A 20,037-nucleotide genomic window follows, 5' to 3' on the forward strand; every position below is an offset into this window, starting at 1 on the left:
GGCCCCCGGGGTGCTGCTGGTGGTGCGCCTGCCGGTCGGCCGCCCGCCGCTGGCGTCGTGGCTCAGACGAAGAAGGTGTTGGGCTCCAGGCCGCACAGCACCCGGCCGTACAGCTCCAGCGTGGTGGTGGGCAGGTGCAGCGCATGCAGGGTCACCGCTCGCACGTCGCGGCGGATGCGCTGGACCGGGTCGTTGAGGTAGATCGAGGACGCGCCCAACCCGCCGGCGAGCAGGTCGACGGCCTCGGCAGTCAGCTGCGGCACCCGGCCGCCGACCGCGCGCGCGAACGCCCGCTCCTGCAGCGTCCACTCCTGCCCGGTCAGGCCTTTCTCGTCCACCATCGTCGCGATGCGCCGGGCGTGCCCCTCCGCCTCGTCGATCTTGAGGGCCGCGTCGGCCGCCTGCAGGTGGGTGATCGGCGCGTCGGCCTGCCGCTCGTAGGTGGTGTTGGCGATCGGGCGGCGGTTGATGCGGTCGTAGAAGTGCTCGGAGGCCGCGCGGGCCATGCCGATCATCTTGCCCGCGGTCGACGCGGCCACCGCGCCGACCAGCGGGGCGCGGAACATCGGCAGGTCGATGTTGAGCTTCGAGCCGTACTCCCCCGCAGTGAACGCGGCGATGCGCATGACGTGCGACATCGGCACGAACAGGTCCTCGGCCGCGGCCGACACGCTGCCCGTGCCCGACAGTGCGGAGACCTCCCAGTCGTCGATGAGCCGCAGTGACTTCATCGGCACCACGGCCATCACGGGCTCCGGGGCGCCCTCGGCCGGGATCATCAGGGTGGACAGCAGTTTGTACTTGCTGTGCGCGGCGCCGCTGTTGAAGGCCCACTGCCCGTTGACGACGAGGCCGCCGGGCCGTGCGACGCCGGTGCCGTTGAGCGCCAACGTGCCGGCGATACGCGTGTCGGGGTCGGCGAAGACCTCGTCCTGCACCTCGTCGGGGAACAGCCCGACGTTCCACGACGTGATCCACCAGGCGGCGACGTCGAAGGCGCATGCACCGTCGCCGCGGCCCAGTTCGATGCCGACGTCGACCATCGTGTGCGCGTCGGACTCGTAACCGCCGTAGCGGGCCGGGGTGCGCATCCGGAAGATCCCGGCCGCCGTCATCGCCTCGACGCTCTCGTCGGACAGGCGGCGGTTCTGTTCCTGCCAGAGGCTGTTCTTGCGCAGCAGCGGCACGAGATCCGCCGCCCGCCGGGCCAGTTCGGTGCGCTGTGGTGCTTGAGTCGCTTGCACGGATTCCTCCTCCTGGGCATGGCGATTTCGCTCGCGAAGGTCATTCGCCGCAGCAATGCGAAAGCGCGCAAGGCGTGTCGTTCCGGGCCTGCGAACAGCAACTCCGAGCGCCCGGGGCGAATGCCACGCTAGCGGGCCGACACAGGCCGGAAAAGGGGTTCGAAAGCGCATGACGACAGTGCGCAATATGGAAGAAGAATCGCACGGACCGCTGCGTAGAGTGGGCGTGGCCGATAGCGGATCCCGTATGCGAAATGGCGAGGCGACATTCCATGGAAGACCTGTCTGGACAGACCGTGTTCGTCGTCGGCGCCAGCCGCGGCCTGGGCCGTGGCGCCGTCGACGCCTTCCTCGACGCCGGGGCGCGGGTGATCGCGCTCGCCCGCGAAACCTCCTCGCTGCGTGCGCTCGCCGGGCAGCGGCCGGAGCTGACCGTGGAGGCCGCCGACGCCGCCGATCCCGGGCGCGCCGCCGACCTGCTCAAACGCCACGATCCTGACGTGCTGGTGCTGGTCGCGGGGGCGCAGCCGGTGCTGCGGCCGCTGACCCACCAGACCTGGGAGACGTTCTCCGTCAACTGGCACAGCGACGTGCGCATCGCCTACACGTGGCTGCGCGAGGCACTGCTGCGGCCGCTGCGGCCCGGCAGCCGCGTCATCGTCGTCAGCAGCGGCGCCGCGCTGCGCGGCTCGCCGATCAGCGGCGGTTACGCCGGAGCGAAGGCCACCGTGCGGTTCCTGGCCGACTACGCCGCCGAGGAGTCGGCGCGCGCCGGTCTCGGTCTCACCGTCACGACGGTGCTGCCGCAGCTCACCGGCGAGACCGCGCTGGGCCGGCCCGCCGTCGAGGCGTACGCCGAGCGGGCCGGGATCAGCGTCGAGGAGTTCCAGACCCGGCTCGGCCCCGCGTTGACCCCGCAGCTCGCCGGGGCCGCGCTGCGGCGCCTGGCGGCGGGGACCGCCGCCGGTGACGCCCCTGCCTACCTGCTCACCGGCCAGGGCCTGCAACCGGTGCGGTGAACCGCGATCCGGCCGGCCCTCTACAGAACGGAGACACCGTGGACTTCAAGGATCCGCACGAGACCGATGTCCTGGTCATCGGCGCGACGGGCTACGCGGGCGGCTACGCGGCCGCCGCGCTGGCCCGAGCCGGATACCGGGTCGCCGCCCTGCAGCGTCCCGGCGGCAAGCCGGTTCCACCGGAGTACCGCCCGGTGCCGGGCGACCTGGCCGACCCGCCCTCGCTGGCGGCCGCTGCCCGGGGGTTCGACATCGTGGTGCAGGTCGGCCGGATCGAAGGCGATCTGGAGAGCGTCGGCGCTGAGGCGATCATGGACACCGGCGCCCGGCTGATCCACACGTCCGGCGCGGACGTGCTCGGCCCGGGCCGGACCCACGAGGACACCGTGCCCGTCCCGCCCGCGGTCGTCGCCTGGCGCGCCGACGTGGAGCGGCGTGTCCTGGCCGGTGGCGGCATGCTGGTGCGGCCCGGCCTGATCTACGGCAACGGCGGTGGCGTGGTGCAGGACATGCTGGTGCCGCTTCAGGAGCGCGTCGGGGCCGGGGTGTACCTGGGCCGCCGCGGCATCCACTGGCCGGCCGTGCACGTCGAGGACCTGGCCGACCTGTACGTCCTCGTCGCGCAGCAGGCCGCACCGGGCACGGCCTGGAACGCCGTCACCGACAACGTCGCCATAGACGAGCTGGTCGCGGCCGTCGCGGGCGGTCACGCGGTGTGCTGGCCGGCCGACCGCGAGTGTCCCGAGGAGATCCGGGTCATCGAAGAGCTGTACCTGATGGACCACATCGTCAGCGCCGACAAGACCCGCCGGGAGCTGGGCTGGAAGCCGGTCCACCCGTCCGTGCTCGACTACTACCGGGCCGCCGTCGCCGGTTAGCCCACTCCGGCACGTGTACGCCGCCACCGTCGGTGGCGGCGTACACGTGTACTGGCTCACCCCCCGGACAGCGGCTACCGCCGGTAGCGGTCGTGGTGGCGCAGCCACGGCCGCTCGGCCGGGCGGCCACTCGGCGTCAGGTCCAGGAAGTTGAACGTGTTGTGGAACACGTCGATGCCGTCGCCGTAGCACGAGTAGGTGTGCAGCACACGGTCTCCGTCGCGCACGAAGACGCTCATGCCGCCGGCCTCGCCCTCGGTGAACCAGTTGCCGTGCGCGGCGAGCGTTTCCTCGTCCTGATAGTCGTACTCCACCGGGGTGATCGACCTGTCGAGCGTGGCGTGGTAGTCGTAGTTGAACATGCTGTCGTAGGACGAATACCACGGCACCTGCCAGCCCATGCGCTGGTGGAAGGGGCCGATCTTCGAGTACGGCGCGCGCGACACGATGGCCAGCGTCGTGTCCAGGGCGTGCAGGTGCGAGGTGTCGCCGATGCCGTCGCTGAGCATCGAGCAGTGCCGGCAGCCCTCGTCCCAGCTCGGGTCGAACATGAAGTGCTGCACGATGAGCTGACCGCGCCCCTCGAACAGGTCGATCAGCGTCGCCTTGCCCGCCGGTCCCTCGAAGACGTATTCCTTGTCGACCACCACGGCCGGCATCTGCAGGCGGGCGGCGTTGACCTCGTCACGGACCTTGAGCAGCTCACTTTCGCGGTGGCGCAGCTCCTTGCGGGCCGCCAGCCACTCCTGCGGTGAAACGACCTGTGGCACCATTTCCGCTCCTCTCCACGAGTCGCCCTGTCGGGCGCCTTCATGGGGTAGTCGGAGCCGGCGGTCCCGCCCTCGACATCGGCCCGACCCCGCACATGGTTGCGCCCCGGCACCTGGCGGGGGGGCCGGGGCGCGGTGGCGGCGGTCAGGCGAGCGCGGGCACCGGAGCGTTGAGGTACACCGGGACGCTGCCGTAGCCGTTCATGATGAAGGTGCCCTGTGGCGGAATCTCGGACACCGGAACGGCCAGCCGCATGTTGGGGAAGCGCTCGAACAGCGCCGGCATGGCGATCATCGCCTGCATGGTGGCAAGCGACCGGCCCAGGCAGTAGTGCGGGCCGTGGCCGAAGGCCAGGTTGGTCTTGTCGGCGCGGGTGAGGTCGAACTGGTCCGCGGTCTCGCCGTGCAGCTCGGGGTCACGGCCGATGCCGGCGTAGGCGATCAGCACCAGGTCCCCCTTGGTGATCTGCACGCCGGCGACCTCGGCGTCCTCGGTGGCGTAGCGGAACGGCAGCTGCGCGATGGCCGCATCCTTGCGCAACGCCTCGTTGAACGCGTCCTGCCAGGTGTACTGCCCGCTGCGAACCAGCTCCAACTGCTGCGGGTTCTCCAGCAGGTCGACGACGAGGTGGGACATCACATTGCCCAGCGTCTCCGAGCCGGCGCCGAGCATGACGTGCAGCGTGCCCACCAGCTCGTCGTTGGTCATCATCGAGCCGTCTTCCTTGGCCTGGACCAGCACGCTGGTGAGGTCCGTGCCCGGGTTGGCCTTCTTCTCCGCGACGAGTTCCTCCATGGCCTCATGCCACTGGTGCAGGTTGGCCCCGGACTCCTCGCGCGTGTTGGTCGTCTTGCTGTTGGTGACCGCGCCCTGCAGCATCCGGTCGCGTGCCTGCGGCGGCACCCCGAACAGGTCGCAGATGACAAGTGCGGTCAGCAGGTAGGTGAACTGGCCTTTGATGTCCACGACCTCGCCGGGCGGCACCCGCTCCAGGTCGTCGAGCAGGCCCGCCACCAGCTTCTCGATGTGGCCGCGGGCGGCCTCCACCTGCCGGGGAGCGAACGCGTGCGCGACCAGCTTGCGCAGGCGGTCGTGGTCGGCGCCCTCACGGGTCGTGACGTTGTCCATCATCACCCAGGTGATGAGCTCCCAGTCCGGCGGAACCTCGCCGTTGATCAGCGCCGGCCAGTGCTCCCTGGCGTTCTTGGAGAATCGCGGGTCGGCCAGGATCTGCCTGCCCACCGTGTAGTTGGTCACCGACCAGGCCAGGTAACCACCGGGCACCTCTACCCGGGTCACCGGCCCTTCGGCCCGGATCCGGGCCGCCTCGGCGTGGATGTCTTTACCGGTCCGGTCCAGCACGATCGGACATTTACCCATCGCGGGCCTCCACAGAATGGGAGATATGTACACCGGCACTCCTACGCACCGATGACGCCGATCATTCACGGCGCTTGTACGAGCGTATCCACAGCGCTTCTCAAACACTTCTTCCAACGTGCCGCAAGGCCTTTGCCGACGGTCCCGGAAAAGCATTTCGGAAGATGCCGGAACCCGGTGTGGAATGGACACTGTAACGGCTGAACGGACCTGTTCGGCGACGGCTGCCCGGTGGAGGTGGAGCGCATGGCCAGGTTCAAGGTCGGGGTGCAGATCAGGCCGCAGCACTGCTCGATGGAGCAGCTGCGAGAGGCATGGCAGGCGGCCGAGGACCTGGGGGTGGACTCGGTCTGGAACTGGGACCACTTCTACCCGCTCTACGGCGACCCCGACGGCGCGCACTACGAATGCTGGACGATGCTCGCCGCGATCGCCGCCGACACCAACCGGGTCCAGTTCGGTCCCCTGGTCAGCTGCCACGGCTACCGCAATCCGGACCTGGTCGCCGCGATGGCCGGCACCGTCGACCAGCTCAGCGGCGGACGCCTGGTGGTCGGGCTCGGCGCGGGATGGTTCGAACGCGACTACACCGAGTTCGGGTACGAGTTCGGCACCGCCCCCGGCCGGTTGCACGGTCTGGAGGCGGCCACCCGGCGCATCCAGCAGCGGCTGCCGCGGCTCAACCCGCCCGCGCCGGCGATCCCGCTGCTGATCGGCGGCGGCGGCGAGAAGGTGACGCTGCGTATCGTCGCCGAGCGAGCCGACATGTGGAACGACTTCGGCTCGCCCGAGCGCTTCGCGCACAAGAACGCGGTGCTCGACCAGTGGTGCGCGAAGGTGGGGCGCGACCCGGCCGAGATCGAGCGCACGACGATGATCGGACCCGACGAGATCGACGGCCACGAGGCCTACCTGGCCGCCGGGGCCACGCACATCATCCTGGGCTGGGACCCGCCGTTCGACGTGAAGGACGTGCAACGGCTGCTCGACCACGCCAAGGACTAGGTCCTGCCTCGACGTCCGCTCATGAGGTTCGTTCCGGAGTCGAGCCTTCGTCGAGGTAGGGCCGCAGCCTGCTGCACAGTCCCACCACCGCCGCTGTCGTGCCGCGGGGCGCATCGGGCCATTGATCGCCGGACATCCAGCCGTACTCGGCTGGTGTGCCGGTATGGCGGACGAACACATGTTGATGGAAGTGCGCGTGACTCATCCCGGCGATCGCGGCGAACACGAAGTCCGCCGCCAACTCCGTCCGCAATCCCAGCGCTGCTCGTCGAACCGCACGGCCGATCGCCTCAGCCTCGCTGTCCGTGAGGTCGGCCAGGTAGGGCACGTGGCGGCGGCTCTCCACGAACAGGTAGCCGAGCACGGTCGTGCCGTCCTCCCCCACAGGACGGTGGGAGATCACCAAGTGCTCGTCCTCCCAGACGGTCGGCCCGACCAAGGGCCCGTCGCTCCGATGCTTGTCGCAGATCATGCAGTCCAGCTGCGGTCCCCCGGCCGATACCATGCCCGCACGGTAGCGTCCCCGAGCGCAACTCGCCGACCTGGCGGTCCAAGCCAGCCCGCGTGGATGTGCGGGTCGGCCGGCTCTGGCCCAAGCGTCAGAGAAGTCGGAAGCTCCGGTTGACCGCCGCCGAGCCGGAACGGGGGCGCACCGTGGTGCCGTCGAGTCGTTCCACGACGGGCTCCGAGCCGTCCAGCCACAACGTCTCGCCTTGGCGCAGGAACAGCGCTTCCTCAAGGGTGATGGTCAGGCAGCTGCGGGTGACCATGATCTCGCGGATCATGAGGTTTCTCGGGGCGACGATTCGGTCTCCGGACAGCTGCATGCACTCATGTTGCATCTCAGCCGGTCGCGTGTCGACCGGCATAGTGGTCGAGTCAGGCGAGGTCCGTGAAAGTCGGTGGCGGCGGCCCACTGGCCTACGCGTAGTCTCCTGCGGATGATCTCCGATGAAGTAACAGGCGTACTCCGCAGTTGGGCAAAGGGTTTGGCCGCGGTCAGACGCAACTCCGTGCCCGTCGAGACCGCGTGGGGCCTGCGGATCGACGAGGTCCGGCCGAAGACCCGCGCCCGCTGTCTGGTGTTTCGCGACGACCTCGACGCGGTACGCAGCGCGGCGGATGACGCGCCCGCCCCGCACGGGGTGGTCATCGTCGTCGCCGCCGAAGATGCGGCAGCGGCCCTGCTCGGGCCGGCCTGGCCGAGCACGCCGCCGGAGCCGATCATGACGACCGCGCTGCGGCGGATGCCGTCGAGCGTCCCTGCCGGGTACGAGCTCAGCATCACGGTCGACGCGGGCGTCATCAACGTGCGCGTACATGCCGAGGGCGAGGTCGTCGCGGCAGGGTATACCGCAGTTGTGGACGGTATCGCCGTCGTGGATCGGGTCGGCACCGAACCCGCACATCAGCGCCGTGGTCTGGGCACAGCGGTGATGAACGCATTGACCGCCGCGGCCATGGACCAGGGGGCGGTGAGCGCCGTACTCCATGGGACAGAGGAAGGACGCGCGCTCTACGAGGGCCTCGGCTGGCAACTGCACTCAAAGATCACGAGCTTCAGCCACGCGGCATGATCTCGCGCAGGTACGGCGGCCGAATACCGCTCAGACCGCGGCGCGCGCCCGCCGGAGCGCGAACAGGATGTGGTCCAGGTCCTCAGGGTCCTCCGGGGTGTTGAGGATGATGGTGTTCACGCCCGCGTTGAAGTACTCGGCGAGGGCGGCGGCGACCTCGTCGTAGTCACCGACCAGGTACGGGCAGAAGGTGTGGTACGCCCGGAACGGGTAGAGCCAGTAGACCTGGTCGAGGACTCCGGTCCGCCGGACGTCGTCGGCGAGGTTGCGGTGCCAGCGCGACTCCGCCTGCTGCGCGACCCAGTCGTGCAGTTGCTCGCCGTCCTCGTCATGCGGGAACCTGGCATGCGCGAGCGCCCAGGCCTCCTCGGAGGTCGGACGGGCGATGATCCCGAAGCGGACCCCGCCGCCCTGGAGCACGCCGCTGTCGCCGTAGCGGCCCAGCAGCCGGGGGTACGTCAACCAGCCCGCGTCCAGCCGGCGCCTGGCTTCCAGGCTCGCCTCGGACCCGCCGGACACGTAGATCCTCGGCATCAGCTCGGGGTCGAACCGCATGCCGAGCATCGCGCCCTTGACGGTGTAGTGCTCGCCCGCGTGGGAGACCGTCGCGTCGTCCGACAGCAGGCGCGTGATGATCTGCGCGTACTCGGTGATCCGGTCGTAGCGCTCGTCGTGGTCGAGACGGCAGCCGAGTTCCTTCAGATGGCTGGGGAACCCGCCGCTGACCAGGTTCAGGTCGACCTGGCGGTGGTACAGGTAGCCGATCGTGGCGATCGCGCGCGCCGCGGCGAACGGGTGGGTGTACACGGGGTTGACCGCGATCAGCGGCACCAGGCGTTCGGTGTTCTCCAGCAGGAACTGGGCGGCCGACCACGGGTCGACGCTGCGGTTGTCGGTGTGCACGAGCACCCCCCGGCAGCCCGCCTCCTCGATCCACCGGCACTTGTCCAGCAGGGTGCGCCGGTACTCCTCCGGGGGTAGATCCGGGTCCGTCGGAAACGACGTGTAGACGGTGAGCATGTGGTGTCCCTGCCTTTCAGGCGTCTGCCGACTCGGCCGCACGGGCGGCGATGCGTTCGTTGACGGCGCGCACAGTCGGCTGCGCGACGAATTCCCGCAGCCCGATCCGCACGCCGAAGCGCTCACCGATCCGCGCGACGAGCACGGCGGCGAGCAGGGAGTGGCCTCCCAGGTCGAAGAACCCGTCGTCGATCCCGACGTGCTGCGCACCGACGATCTCCGCGACGAGCTCGCACAGGGCTGCCTCGACCGCGGACGTCGGGCCGGTCGCCTCGCTGCCTGCGTACTGCGGTGCGGGCAGGGTTCTGCGGTCGAGTTTGCCGTTGGCGTTGAGGGGAAGCCGGTCGAGCACGACGACCGCCGCGGGCACCATGTACTCCGGTAGCCGAGTCGCGGCGTACCGGCGCAGCCCCGGGGCGTCGACGGCGGTCGCGCCGGATCCGACGACGTAGGCGACCAGGCGGCGGTCGCCGGGCCGGTCTTCGCGTACGACCACCGCGGCCCGGTCGACCGCCCCGTGGCCGGACAGCACGGCTTCGATCTCGCCGAGCTCGATCCGGAACCCCCGCAGTTTCACCTGGTCATCGGATCGGCCGAGGTAGTCGAGCTGGCCGTCCGGCGTCCAGCGCACCACGTCACCGGTGCGGTACATCCGCTCGCCGGCGCCGAACGGGCAGGCCACGAACCGGGCCGCGGTCAGGTCCGGGCGGCCCAGATAGCCGGCCGCCACGCCCGGGCCAGCGATGTAGAGCTCGCCGGCCACCCCGACGGGCACCGGCCGCAGGCGCTCGTCGAGCACGTACAGGCGTGCGTTGGCCAGCGGCGATCCGATCAGCGGGGTGCCGTCACCGGTGGCGCGCCATGCGCTGGCGTGTGCCGCCTCGGTGGGCCCGTACATGTTCAGCACGCGTGCTGACGGGAACGCGGTTCGGGCGCGGTCCAGCACGCCGCGCGGCAGCGCCTCCCCGGCCAGGACCACCGCGCGCACCGAGGCGAAGACCGGCACGTCCGACAGCACCTGGCTCAACGCGGACGGGACTGCCGAGATCAGCGTTCCGGGCCACGTCGCGGGCAGCTCCCCCAGCGCCAGCACGTCGCGCGCAAGTTCCACGCAGCCGCCCGTCGCCCAGGTGCCGAAGACCTCGAACACCGACACGTCGAAACTCAGCGACGTCGCGGCCAGCACCCGGGACAGCTCGCCGCCGGCGAACTCGTCGACGACCCAGTGCAGGTAGTTCACGACGTTGCCCTGTGAAACCAGCACACCTTTCGGCCGGCCGGTGGAACCCGAGGTGTAGATCACGTACGCGGGGCTGTCGGCGTCCACCGGCACCGCCAGGTCACCGTCGGGCTGTTGGCCCAGTCGTTCGAAGAGTCCTGGGTCGTCCAGTACGGCGACCGGTTCGACCTCGTCACGCACCAACCGCGCGCGCTCGGCCGGCCACCGCGGATCCACCGGCACGTAGGCTGCTCCGGACTTCACCACCGCCAGCACCGCGACCAGCGCATCGACGGTCCGGGGCAGCATCACGACCACGAACCGGCCCGGCCCCGCGCCCACGGACACCAGATACCGGGCCAGCCGGTTGGCCCGCGCGTTCAGCTCAGCGAACGTCAGTTCCTGCGGGCCGTCCACCAGCGCCACCGCGTCCGGGGACTTGGCCACCCGGGCCTCGAACAGGTCGGCCATCGGCTCGAAGGGCACCGTGTGCGCAGCGTCGTTCCACCGGCGGAGTATCAGGTCCCTTTCGTCCTGGTCCAGGATTTCCAGGTCCGCGACTGGCCTCAGGGGGTCTGCGGTGGCCTGCTCCAGGATCAAGCGGAACCGCTGCGCCAACGAACGGGCGGTGTCGGGGTCGAACAGGTCGAGCGCGTATTCGAGCGAGCCGTCGATACCGGCCGTCGTGCCGTCGCCGGAGGGGCGCTGCCTCAGGTTGAGGGTGAGGTCGAACTTGGCCACGTCGGCCACCAGCCGTACCTCGCCGGCTTCGATTCCCGGCAGGTCGCACTGGCCCGCGGTTTCGGGCTCGACGGCCAGCGTCACCTGGAACAGCGGGTGGCGGGCGGTGGAGCGGGCGGGGTTGAGCACTTCGACCAGGCGCTCGAACGGCACGTCTTGGTGCGCGAACGCGGCGAGGTCGGTCTCACGCACTCGGGCGAGCAGTTCGGCGAATGTGGGGTTGCCTGACACGTCGGTCCGCAGCACCAGGGTGTTGACGAAGAACCCGACCAGGTCGTGTACCGCCTCGTCCAGCCGGCCCGCCACCGGTGTCCCGATCGGGATGTCCGTGCCTGCGCCGGAACGTGACAGCGCCAGTGCCAGCGCCGCCTGCACCACCATGAACACCGTCACCTGGTGCTCGCGTGCCACGTCCACCAGCCGTCGATACAGGTCAGCGCCGATCTCGAACTCCACTTCGCCACCCCGATGCGACGGCGTGGCGGGCCGCGCACGGTCGTAGGGCAGGGCAAGTTCCTCGGGTATCCCAGCGAGCGCCGCACGCCAGAACTGCAGCTGGTCACCGGCCGGACTTCCGGCGGACTCGTCACCGAGCAGGTCCCGCTGCCACAGGGTGTAGTCGGCGTATTGGACGGCAAGTGGCGACCAGTCCGGAGCAGAGCCGGCCAGTCGTGACGCGTAGGCCTGTGACAGGTCGCGCAGCAGCGGACCGAGCGACCAGCCGTCGCTGGCGATGTGGTGCGTCAGCAGCAGCAGGACGCACTCGTCGGGTCCGAGGTCGAACAGCCACGCCCTGATCGGCACCTCGGCCGACAGGTCGAACACGTACCCCGCAGCCCCCGACAGACCCGCGGCCAGGTCGCTCTCAGCGATCGAGACCTCTTCCAGGACCGGTGCCGTGCCGGCATCGAGAAATAGCTGGTACGGCCGCCCGTCCACCACGGGGAGCACAGTGCGCAACGCTTCGTGGCGGTCGACCACGTCGCCCAGCGCCGCACGCAATGCAGCCCGGTTCAGCCTGCCATGCAGCCGCAGCGCCGACGGCACGTTGTAGACCGCGCTACCGCCGTCCATCTGGTCCACGAACCACAACCGCTGCTGCGCGAACGACAACGGCAACCGCTCCGGTCGCGACCCCACCGCCACCAGCGCCGGACGCGCCACACCGGAATCATCGAGCACCCGGCACAGACCCGACACCGTCGGCGACTCGAACAACGCCCGAATCCCCAACTCCACCCCGAGCACCGCACGCACCCGCGCGATCAGACGCGTCGCCAGCAGCGAATGACCACCCAGATCGAAGAAGTTGTCGTCGACACCCACCCTGTCGACACCCAGCACCTGCGCGAACAGACCACACAGGATCTCCTCACGCGCCGACAACGGCCCGCCCGCCTCACCGACCGCATACTGCGGCGCAGGCAACGCCCTGCGATCGAGCTTGCCGTTGGCGTTGAGCGGCAGAGCGTCCATGAGGACCACGGCGGAGGGAACCATGTACTCGGGCAGGCGAGTCGCGGTGTGTCGACGCAACACCGCAGCATCCGCTCTGACGTCAGCCGACGAGACGACGTAGGCGACCAGGCGGCGGTCGCCTGGCTGGTCCTCGCGCACGATCACCGCCGCCTGGTCGACCGACTCGTGCCCGGACAACGTGGCTTCGATCTCGCCGAGTTCGATCCGGAACCCACGCACCTTCACCTGGTCATCGGCCCGGCCCAGATAGTCCAGCTGACCATCCGACGTCCAGCGCACCACATCACCGGTCCGATACATCCGCTCACCGGCACCGAACGGGCACGCCACAAACCTGGCCGACGTCAGATCCGGACGACCCAGATAACCGGCAGCCACACCATCCCCGGCGACGTACAGCTCGCCGGCCACCCCGGGCGGCACCGGCCGCAACCGCGCGTCCAGCACGAACAGGCGGGTGTTCCAGTTGGGCCGGCCGATCGGAACGAGTGCGCCCGCCGCGCCGTGGACGCATTCGCCCGACGTCACACCGATCGTCGTCTCGGTCGGCCCGTACGTGTTGTGCAGGTGCACGCCCGGGAGCACGGCGAGGGCCTGGTCGCGCAGGTCCCGCGAGAGTTCCTCGCCACCGCTGACCAGCTGACGCAACGACGTGCACGACGCTGCGCCCGGCTCGTCCACGAACATCCGCAGCAGCGAGGGCACGAACTCGGCCGCGGTCACGTGCTCCCGACGGATCAGGTCGGCGAGATACGCGGCGTCGCGGTGGCCGCCGGGGCGCGCCAGCACCATCGTCGCGCCGGTAACGAGCGGCAGGAGCAGCTCCCACACCGAGACGTCGAACGTGATCGGTGCCTTCTGCAGAACCCGGTCCGCGGCGGTGAGCCGGTATTCGGCCTGGAGCCAGAAGATGTGGTTGACGATGCCGCGGTGCGTGACGACGACGCCCTTGGGCGTGCCCGTCGAGCCGGAGGTGTAGATCACGCAGGCGGGAAGCCGAGCGGCGTCGAGCCCTCGCGTCGCATCGAGATCATCGTCGGCGAGCGCCTTGTATTCCCGGTCATCGCCGATGACGAGCACCTGCGGACCGTCCGGTCCGGGCAGAGCGGCGACGACAGCGGTGGTGATCAGCAGTTCCGGGCGGACATCGTCGAGCATCAACAAGATCCGGTCGGCCGGGTACTCCGGGTCGACCGGCACGTAGGCCGCACCTGTCTTGAACACGGCGAGTATGGCGACGACGAGGTCGAACGACCTGGGCAGCGCCACGGCCACGAACCGCTCGGGCCTTGCGCCGAGGGACACCAGATGCCGAGCGAGGCGGTTGGCCTGCGTGTTCAGTTCGGCGAAGGTGATCTGTTCGCCCTCGTGGACGACGGCCACCGCGGCGGGGGTTGCCCGTACCTGGGCTTCGAAGAGTGCCGGCAGGGTGTCGGCGGGAACCGTGTGCGAGGTGTCGTTCCACCGGTGGAGCAGAAGTTCCCGCTCGTGCGTGGCCAGGACTTCCAGGGTGCCGATCGGGTCGCCGGGTGCGGACAGGCCATGGTGCAGGACCCGTAGCACGCGGTCGACGAGCGCTCGGGCGGTGTCGGGGTCGAACAGGTCCAGTGCGTATTCGAGCGAGCCGTCGATACCGGCCGTTGTGCCGTCGCCGCTGGAGCTCTGCTTGAGGTTGACGGTGAGGTCGAACTTGGCCACGTCGGCCACCAGCCGTACCTCGGTGGCTTCGACTCCCTTCAGGTCGCACTGGCCCGCGTTTTCGGGCTCGACGGCCAGCATGACCTGGAACAGCGGGTGGCGGGCGGTCGAGCGGGCGGGGTTGAGCACTTCGACCAAGCGCTCGAACGGCACGTCCTGGTGCGCGAACGCCGCGAGGTCGGCCTCACGCACCCGGGCGAGCAGTTCGGCGAACGTCGGATCGCCCGACACGTCGGTCCGCAACACCAGGGTGTTGACGAAGAACCCGACCAGTTCGTGCACCGCCTCGTCCAGCCGACCCGCCACCGGCGTCCCGATCGGAATGTCGGCGCCCGCACCCGAACGTGACAGCGCCAGTGCCAGCGCCGCCTGCACCACCATGAACACCGTCACCTGATGCTCACGAGCCACGTCCACCAGACGACGATGCAGGTCAGCGCCGACCTCGAACCGCACCTCCCCACCCCGATACGACGGCGTGGCGAGCCGCGCACGGTCGTAGGGCAGAGCAAGTTCCTCAGGTACTCCGGCCAGCGCCCCACGCCAGAACCGCAGTTGCCCGCCCGCAAGGCTGCCATCCGATTCGTCGCCGAGCAGTTCTCGCTGCCAGATGGCGTAGTCGGGGTACTGGACGGGCAGCGGTGACCAGTCGGGGGCCCTATCGGACAGGCGTGACGCGTAGGCCTGTGACAGGTCGCGCAGCAGCGGACCGGACGACCAGCCGTCGCTGGCGATGTGGTGCGTCAACAGCAGTAAGACGCACTCGTCAGGTCCGAGGTCGAACAACCATGCCCGGATCGGCACCTCGGCCGACAGGTCGAAGATGTGCCCTGCCGCTGCCGACAGACCCGCAGCCAGGTCGTCTTCGCCGATGGAGACCTCTTCCAGGACCGGCACCACACCGGTGCCGAGAATCTCCTGGTACGGCTGCCCGTCCACGGCCGGCAGCAGCGTGCGCAACACTTCGTGACGGTCGACCACATCGCTCAGCGCAGCACGCAGCGCGGCCCGGTCCAGCCCGCCGCGCAGCCGCAGCGCCAACGGCACGTTGTAGACCGCGCTACCGCCGTCCATCTGGTCCACGAACCACAACCGCTGCTGCGCGAACGACAACGGCAACCGCTCCGGTCGCGACCCCACCGCCACCAGCGCCGGACGCGCCACACCGGAATCATCGAGCACCCGGCACAGACCCGACACCGTCGGCGACTCGAACAACGCCCGAATCCCCAACTCCACCCCGAGCACCGCACGCACCCGCGCGATCAGACGCGTCGCCAGCAGCGAATGACCACCCAGATCGAAGAAGTTGTCGTCGACACCCACCCTGTCGACACCCAGCACCTGCGCGAACAGACCACACAGGATCTCCTCACGCGCCGACAACGGCCCGCCCGCCTCACCGACCGCATACTGCGGCGCAGGCAACGCCCTGCGATCGAGCTTGCCGTTGGCGTTGAGGGGAAGCCGGTCGAGCACGACGACCGCCGCGGGCACCATGTACTCCGGCAGCCGGGTCGCGGCGTACCGGCGCAGCCCTGCGGCGTCGACGGCCGTCGCACCCGACCCGACGGCGTAGGCGACCAGACGCCGGTCACCGGGCCGATCCTCACGCACGACCACCGCCACCGCGCCCACGGACCCGTGCCCGGATAGCACGGCCTCGATCTCGCCGAGCTCGATCCGGAACCCTCGCACCTTCACCTGGTCGTCGGCCCGGCCGAGGTAGTCGAGCTGACCGTCGGGCGTCCAGCGCACCACGTCACCGGTGCGGTACATCCGCTCACCAGCACCGAACGGACACGCCACAAACCGCACCGACGTCAGATCCGGGCGCCCCAGATAACCGGCCGCCACACCATCCCCGGCGATGTACAGCTCACCGGCCACCCCGGGCGGCACCGGCCGCAACCGCGCGTCCAGCACGAAGACCCTCGTGTTCGCGATCGGCGACCCGATCAACGGTGTTCCACCGTCAGCACGCCATCCGGTCGCGTACACCGTCGCCTCGGTCGGCCCGTACAGGTTGACCACCCGTGCCGACGGAAACACCGACCGGACTCGTTCCAGCACACCGGCGAGGACCGCCTCACCGGCCAGCACCACGACCCGCACCGACGCGAAGGCCGGCGCGTTCGCCAGCGCCTGGCTCAACGCGGACGGGACCGCCGAGACCAGCGTTCCAGGCCACGTCGCAGGCAGTTCACCCAGCGCCAGCACATCGCGCGCCAGCTCGACGCAGCCGCCCGAGGCCCAGGTGCCGAAGACCTCGAACACTGACACGTCGAAGCTCAACGACGTGGACACCAGCACCCGGGACATCTCGCCTGCGCCGAACTCGGCCCGTACCCACGACAGCAGATTGACGACGCCGCCGTGCGAGACCACCACGCCTTTCGGTCGTCCCGTCGACCCGGAGGTGTAGATCGCATATGCGGGGGTGTCGGCGTCGACGGAGACGGAGAGGTCTTCGTCCGGCTGCTGCTGCAACCCCTCGATCGAGGCGAGGTCGTCCAGCACGGTGACCGGTCGGGCCTCGTCGAGCACGATGCGCACGCGCTCGGTGGGCCACCGCGGATCCACCGGCACATAGCCCGCCCCCGCCTTCAGCACCGCGAGCAGCGCCACCATCACGTCGGCAGTCCGTGGCAGCGCCAGCGCCACGAACCGTCCCGGCCCCGCGCCTTGAGCGGCCAGGTGCCGGGCGAGGCGGTTGGCCCTCGCGTTCAGCTCGGCGTACGTCAGCTCCTGCTTGTCGTGGACGAGCGCCACCGCGTCCGGCGACTGCCGCACCTGGGCCTCGAAGAGCGCGGCCAGCGGCTCGAAGGAGACCGGGTGCGAGGTGTCGTTCCATTCCTCGACGATTCGGTGGCGTTCGGCCTCGGACAGCAGAGCCATGTCCGCGAGGCGGGCATCGGCGCGTTCGACGAACTGGTCGAGCAGTCGGGTGAACCATGTCGCCAGCGATCGCGCCGTGGGCTCGTCGAACACGTCGAGCGCGAAGTCGAGCTTCACGCCGATGCCGAGCGGTTCGCCGTCGGCGTCGTGGCGTTGCTCGAAGTTCCAGAGCAGGTCGAATTTGGCGGCTCCGGTCGGCAGCGGTTCGGCCTGGGCGCGGGTGCCGGGCAAATGCCAGTTTCCGAGGTCTTCTCCCCCATCGAAGGCGAGCATGACCTGGAACAGCGGGTGGCGGGCGGTGGAGCGGACGGGGTTGAGCACTTCGACCAGCCGCTCGAACGGCACCTCCTGATGCGCGAACGCCCCCAGGTCCGTCTCCCGCACCCGCCCGAGCAGTTCGGCGAACGTGGGGTTGCCTGACAGGTCTGCGCGCAGGACCACCGTGTTGACGAAGAACCCGATCAGGTCGTGTACCGCCTCGTCGGATCGTCCGGCCACCGGCGTCCCGATCGGGATGTCCACACCGCCGCCGACCTTGCTCAGCATCGCGGCCAAGGTGGCGTGTACGACCATGAACACGGTCGACTGATGTTCGCGTGCCAGATTCGTCAGCCGGCGGTGCAGGTCGCGGCCGAGTTCGAACCGCACGTCGCCGCCGCGATACGAGGCCACCGGCGGTCGCACGTGATCGTATGGAAGCGCCAGTTCCTCGGGCAGCCCGGCCAGGGCATCACGCCAGAACTGCAGCTGCTTCCCGGCGAGGCCGCCATCCGATTCGTCGCCGAGCAGTTCCCGCTGCCAGATCGCGTAGTCGGCGTACTGGACGGGCAGCGGCGACCAGTCGGGGGCGGTATCGGACAGGCGTGACGCGTACGCCTGCGACAGCTCGCGTGTCAGCGGACCGAGCGACCAGCCGTCGCTGGCGATGTGGTGCGTCAGCAGGAGCAGGACAAACTCATCGGGCCCGAGTTCGAACAGCCATGCCCGGACGGGCAGCTCGGCGGAGATGTCGAAGACGTACCCGGTGGCGGCGGCCAGCACTGCCGCCAGGTCGCCCTCGGCGATTCTGGCCTCTTCGAGCACCGGTGCCGCGCCGACGTCGAGGATCTCCTGGTGCGGCTCCCCGGCCACGACCCGGAACACCGTGCGCAACGCCTCGTGCCGGTCGACGACGTCGCCGAGCGCCGCACGCAGGGCATCTCGGTCGACGGGACCGTGCAGCCGCCACGCGTACGGTTCGGTGTAGGCGGCGTTGTGTCCTTCGAACTGATCAACGAACCACAGCCGCTGCTGTGCGAACGACAGCGGCAGCGGCTCCGGGCGAGGCACCACCGGGGTCAGCGCCGGGCGTGCCGCGCCGAGACCGTCGAGCACGCCGCAGAGTGCTGCCACGGTCGGAGCGTCGAACAACGCCCGAATCCCCAGCTCCACCCCCAGCGTCGCACGCACTCGTGAGATCAACCGCGTGGCGAGCAGGGAGTCGCCGCCGAGGTCGAAGAAGTCGTCGGCGAGGCCCACGTGGTCGACGCCCAGGACATCGGCGAACAGTCCGATCACGGTCTTCTGCTGCGCGGTGACCGGTCCGTGTTCGACGGATCCGTCGAACACGGGTGCGGGCAGGGCTTTACGGTCGAGTTTGCCGTTGGCGTTGAGGGGAAGCCGGTCGAGCACGACGACCGCCGCCGGCACCATGTACTCCGGTAGCCGAGTCGCGGCGTACCGGCGCAGCCCTGCGGCGTCGACGGCCGTCGCACCCGACCCGACGACGTAGGCGACCAGACGCCGGTCACCGGGCCGATCCTCACGCACGACCACCGCCACCGCGCCCACGGACCCGTGCCCGGATAGCACGGCCTCGATCTCGCCGAGCTCGATCCGGAACCCGCGCACCTTCACCTGGTCGTCGGCCCGACCGAGATAGTCCAGCTGACCGTCGGGCGTCCAACGCACCACGTCACCGGTCCGGTACATCCGCTCACCAGCACCGAACGGACACGCCACAAACCGGACCGACGTCAGATCCGGACGCCCCAGATAACCGGCCGCCACACCATCCCCGGCGATGTACAACTCACCAGCCACCCCGGGCGGCACCGACCGCAACCGCTCATCCAGCACGAACACCCTCGTGTTCGCGATCGGCGACCCGATCAACGGTGTCCCGCCGTCAGCACGCCAACCGGTCGCGTACACCGTCGCCTCGGTCGGTCCGTACAGGTTCAGCACGCGTGCCGACGGGAAGACGGTGTGGACGCGCTCCAGCACGCTGCGCGGCAGCGCCTCCCCGGCCAGGACCACCGCGCGCACCGACGCGAAGACCGGCACGTCCAGCAGCACCTGGCTCAACGCCGACGGGACCGCCGAGATCAGCGTTCCGGGCCACGTCGCGGTCAGCTCGCCCAACGCCAGCACGTCGCGCGCCAACTCCACGCAACCGCCCGACGCCCACGTGCCGAACACCTCGAACACCGACACGTCGAAGCCCAGCGACGTCGTGGCCAGCACCCGGGACAACTCACCGTCGCGGAACTCGCCCACGACCCAGGCAAGGAAGCTAACGACGTTGCCCTGAGTGACCAGCACGCCCTTCGGCCGGCCGGTGGAACCCGACGTGTAGATCACGTACGCGGGGCAGTCGGCGTCCACCAGCACCGCCAGATCACTGTCCGGCCACTGCCCCAGCCGCCCGAACAGGCCCGGGTCGTCCAGCACGGCGACCGGCAAGACCTCGTCACGCACCAACTGCACACGCTCGGCCGGCCACCGGGGATCCACCGGCACGTACGCAGCCCCGGACTTCACCACCCCCAACACCGCGACCAGCGCATCCACGGTCCGCGGCAGCGCCACCCCCACGAACCGGCCCGGCCCCGCACCCAGCGACACCAGATACCGGGCGAGCCGGTTGGCGCGTGCGTTCAGTTCAGCGAACGTCAACTCCTGCCGCCCGTCCGCCAGCGCCACCGCCTCCGGGGACTTGCGCGCCCTTGCCTCGAACAGGCCGGCCAGTGACTGCGCGGAGGCGGTGTCGGTGTTGCAGTCGTCGAACATGGCGGGCTCCTTCATGGGTACGCGCTACGCAGAGGCGGTGGGGTCGGCGGAATGCGC

The 20,037-nt window shown here is 69.9% G+C and carries 11 protein-coding genes; 4 read left to right on the forward strand and 7 right to left on the reverse strand.

The annotated features are described in order from the left end of the window. Positions 1-62: 62 nt before the first annotated feature. Positions 63-1,244, reverse strand: coding sequence for an acyl-CoA dehydrogenase (locus AB0B66_RS25245; protein WP_360534447.1), 1,182 nt, complete (start codon positions 1,242-1,244; stop codon positions 63-65). Positions 1,245-1,516: 272 nt separating this feature from the next. On the opposite strand from AB0B66_RS25245, the gene AB0B66_RS25250 reads away from it, so the two are divergent. Both AB0B66_RS25250 and AB0B66_RS25255 read left to right on the forward strand, forming a co-directional pair. Further along, a complete protein-coding gene (locus AB0B66_RS25250; RefSeq protein ID WP_360534449.1) occupies positions 1,517-2,263 on the forward strand; it encodes an SDR family oxidoreductase in 747 nt (248 codons plus the stop codon). 38 nt (positions 2,264-2,301) lie between these two features. After that, positions 2,302-3,141 (forward strand): NAD-dependent epimerase/dehydratase family protein, encoded by an 840-nt coding sequence (locus tag AB0B66_RS25255; RefSeq protein ID WP_360534451.1) that lies wholly within the window; start codon positions 2,302-2,304, stop codon positions 3,139-3,141. A gap of 74 nt (positions 3,142-3,215) precedes the next feature. On the opposite strand, the gene AB0B66_RS25260 is transcribed toward AB0B66_RS25255, so the two are convergent. Together AB0B66_RS25260 and AB0B66_RS25265 are read right to left on the reverse strand one after the other, a co-directional pair. Further along, a complete protein-coding gene (locus tag AB0B66_RS25260) occupies positions 3,216-3,914 on the reverse strand; it encodes a DUF899 domain-containing protein (RefSeq protein ID WP_360534453.1) in 699 nt (232 codons plus the stop codon). Between the two features lie 142 nt (positions 3,915-4,056). Further along, on the reverse strand, positions 4,057-5,292 hold the full coding sequence (locus tag AB0B66_RS25265; RefSeq protein WP_360534455.1) for a cytochrome P450: 1,236 nt from the start codon (positions 5,290-5,292) through the stop codon (positions 4,057-4,059). Between the two features lie 246 nt (positions 5,293-5,538). Here AB0B66_RS25265 and AB0B66_RS25270 point away from each other — a divergent pair, with 246 nt between their 5' ends. Further along, the gene (locus AB0B66_RS25270; RefSeq protein WP_360534457.1) at positions 5,539-6,297 is read left to right on the forward strand and encodes an LLM class F420-dependent oxidoreductase; all 759 of its coding nucleotides are present in this window, start codon (positions 5,539-5,541) and stop codon (positions 6,295-6,297) included. A 19-nt stretch (positions 6,298-6,316) separates the two neighbouring features. Here the strand turns inward: AB0B66_RS25270 and AB0B66_RS25275 are convergent, their stop codons facing one another. Further along, positions 6,317-6,802, reverse strand: a complete 486-nt coding sequence (locus AB0B66_RS25275; RefSeq protein ID WP_360534459.1) for a histidine triad (HIT) protein — start codon at positions 6,800-6,802, stop codon at positions 6,317-6,319. Positions 6,803-6,896: 94 nt separating this feature from the next. Then, the gene (locus AB0B66_RS25280) at positions 6,897-7,124 is read right to left on the reverse strand and encodes a hypothetical protein (RefSeq protein ID WP_360534461.1); all 228 of its coding nucleotides are present in this window, start codon (positions 7,122-7,124) and stop codon (positions 6,897-6,899) included. Between the two features lie 186 nt (positions 7,125-7,310). Here AB0B66_RS25280 and AB0B66_RS25285 point away from each other — a divergent pair, with 186 nt between their 5' ends. Continuing rightward, positions 7,311-7,874 (forward strand): GNAT family N-acetyltransferase, encoded by a 564-nt coding sequence (locus AB0B66_RS25285; RefSeq protein WP_360534463.1) that lies wholly within the window; start codon positions 7,311-7,313, stop codon positions 7,872-7,874. A 30-nt stretch (positions 7,875-7,904) separates the two neighbouring features. On the opposite strand, the gene AB0B66_RS25290 is transcribed toward AB0B66_RS25285, so the two are convergent. Then, the gene (locus tag AB0B66_RS25290) at positions 7,905-8,894 is read right to left on the reverse strand and encodes an LLM class flavin-dependent oxidoreductase (protein WP_360534465.1); all 990 of its coding nucleotides are present in this window, start codon (positions 8,892-8,894) and stop codon (positions 7,905-7,907) included. 16 nt (positions 8,895-8,910) lie between these two features. Then, positions 8,911-19,995 carry an amino acid adenylation domain-containing protein gene (locus AB0B66_RS25295; protein ID WP_360534467.1) on the reverse strand — a complete coding sequence of 3,695 codons (11,085 nt, stop codon included), beginning with the start codon at positions 19,993-19,995 and terminating at the stop codon, positions 8,911-8,913. Positions 19,996-20,037 lie beyond the last annotated feature (42 nt).

The organism is Catellatospora sp. NPDC049111 (assembly GCF_040648615.1).
GTDB lineage: Bacteria > Actinomycetota > Actinomycetes > Mycobacteriales > Micromonosporaceae > Catellatospora > Catellatospora aurea.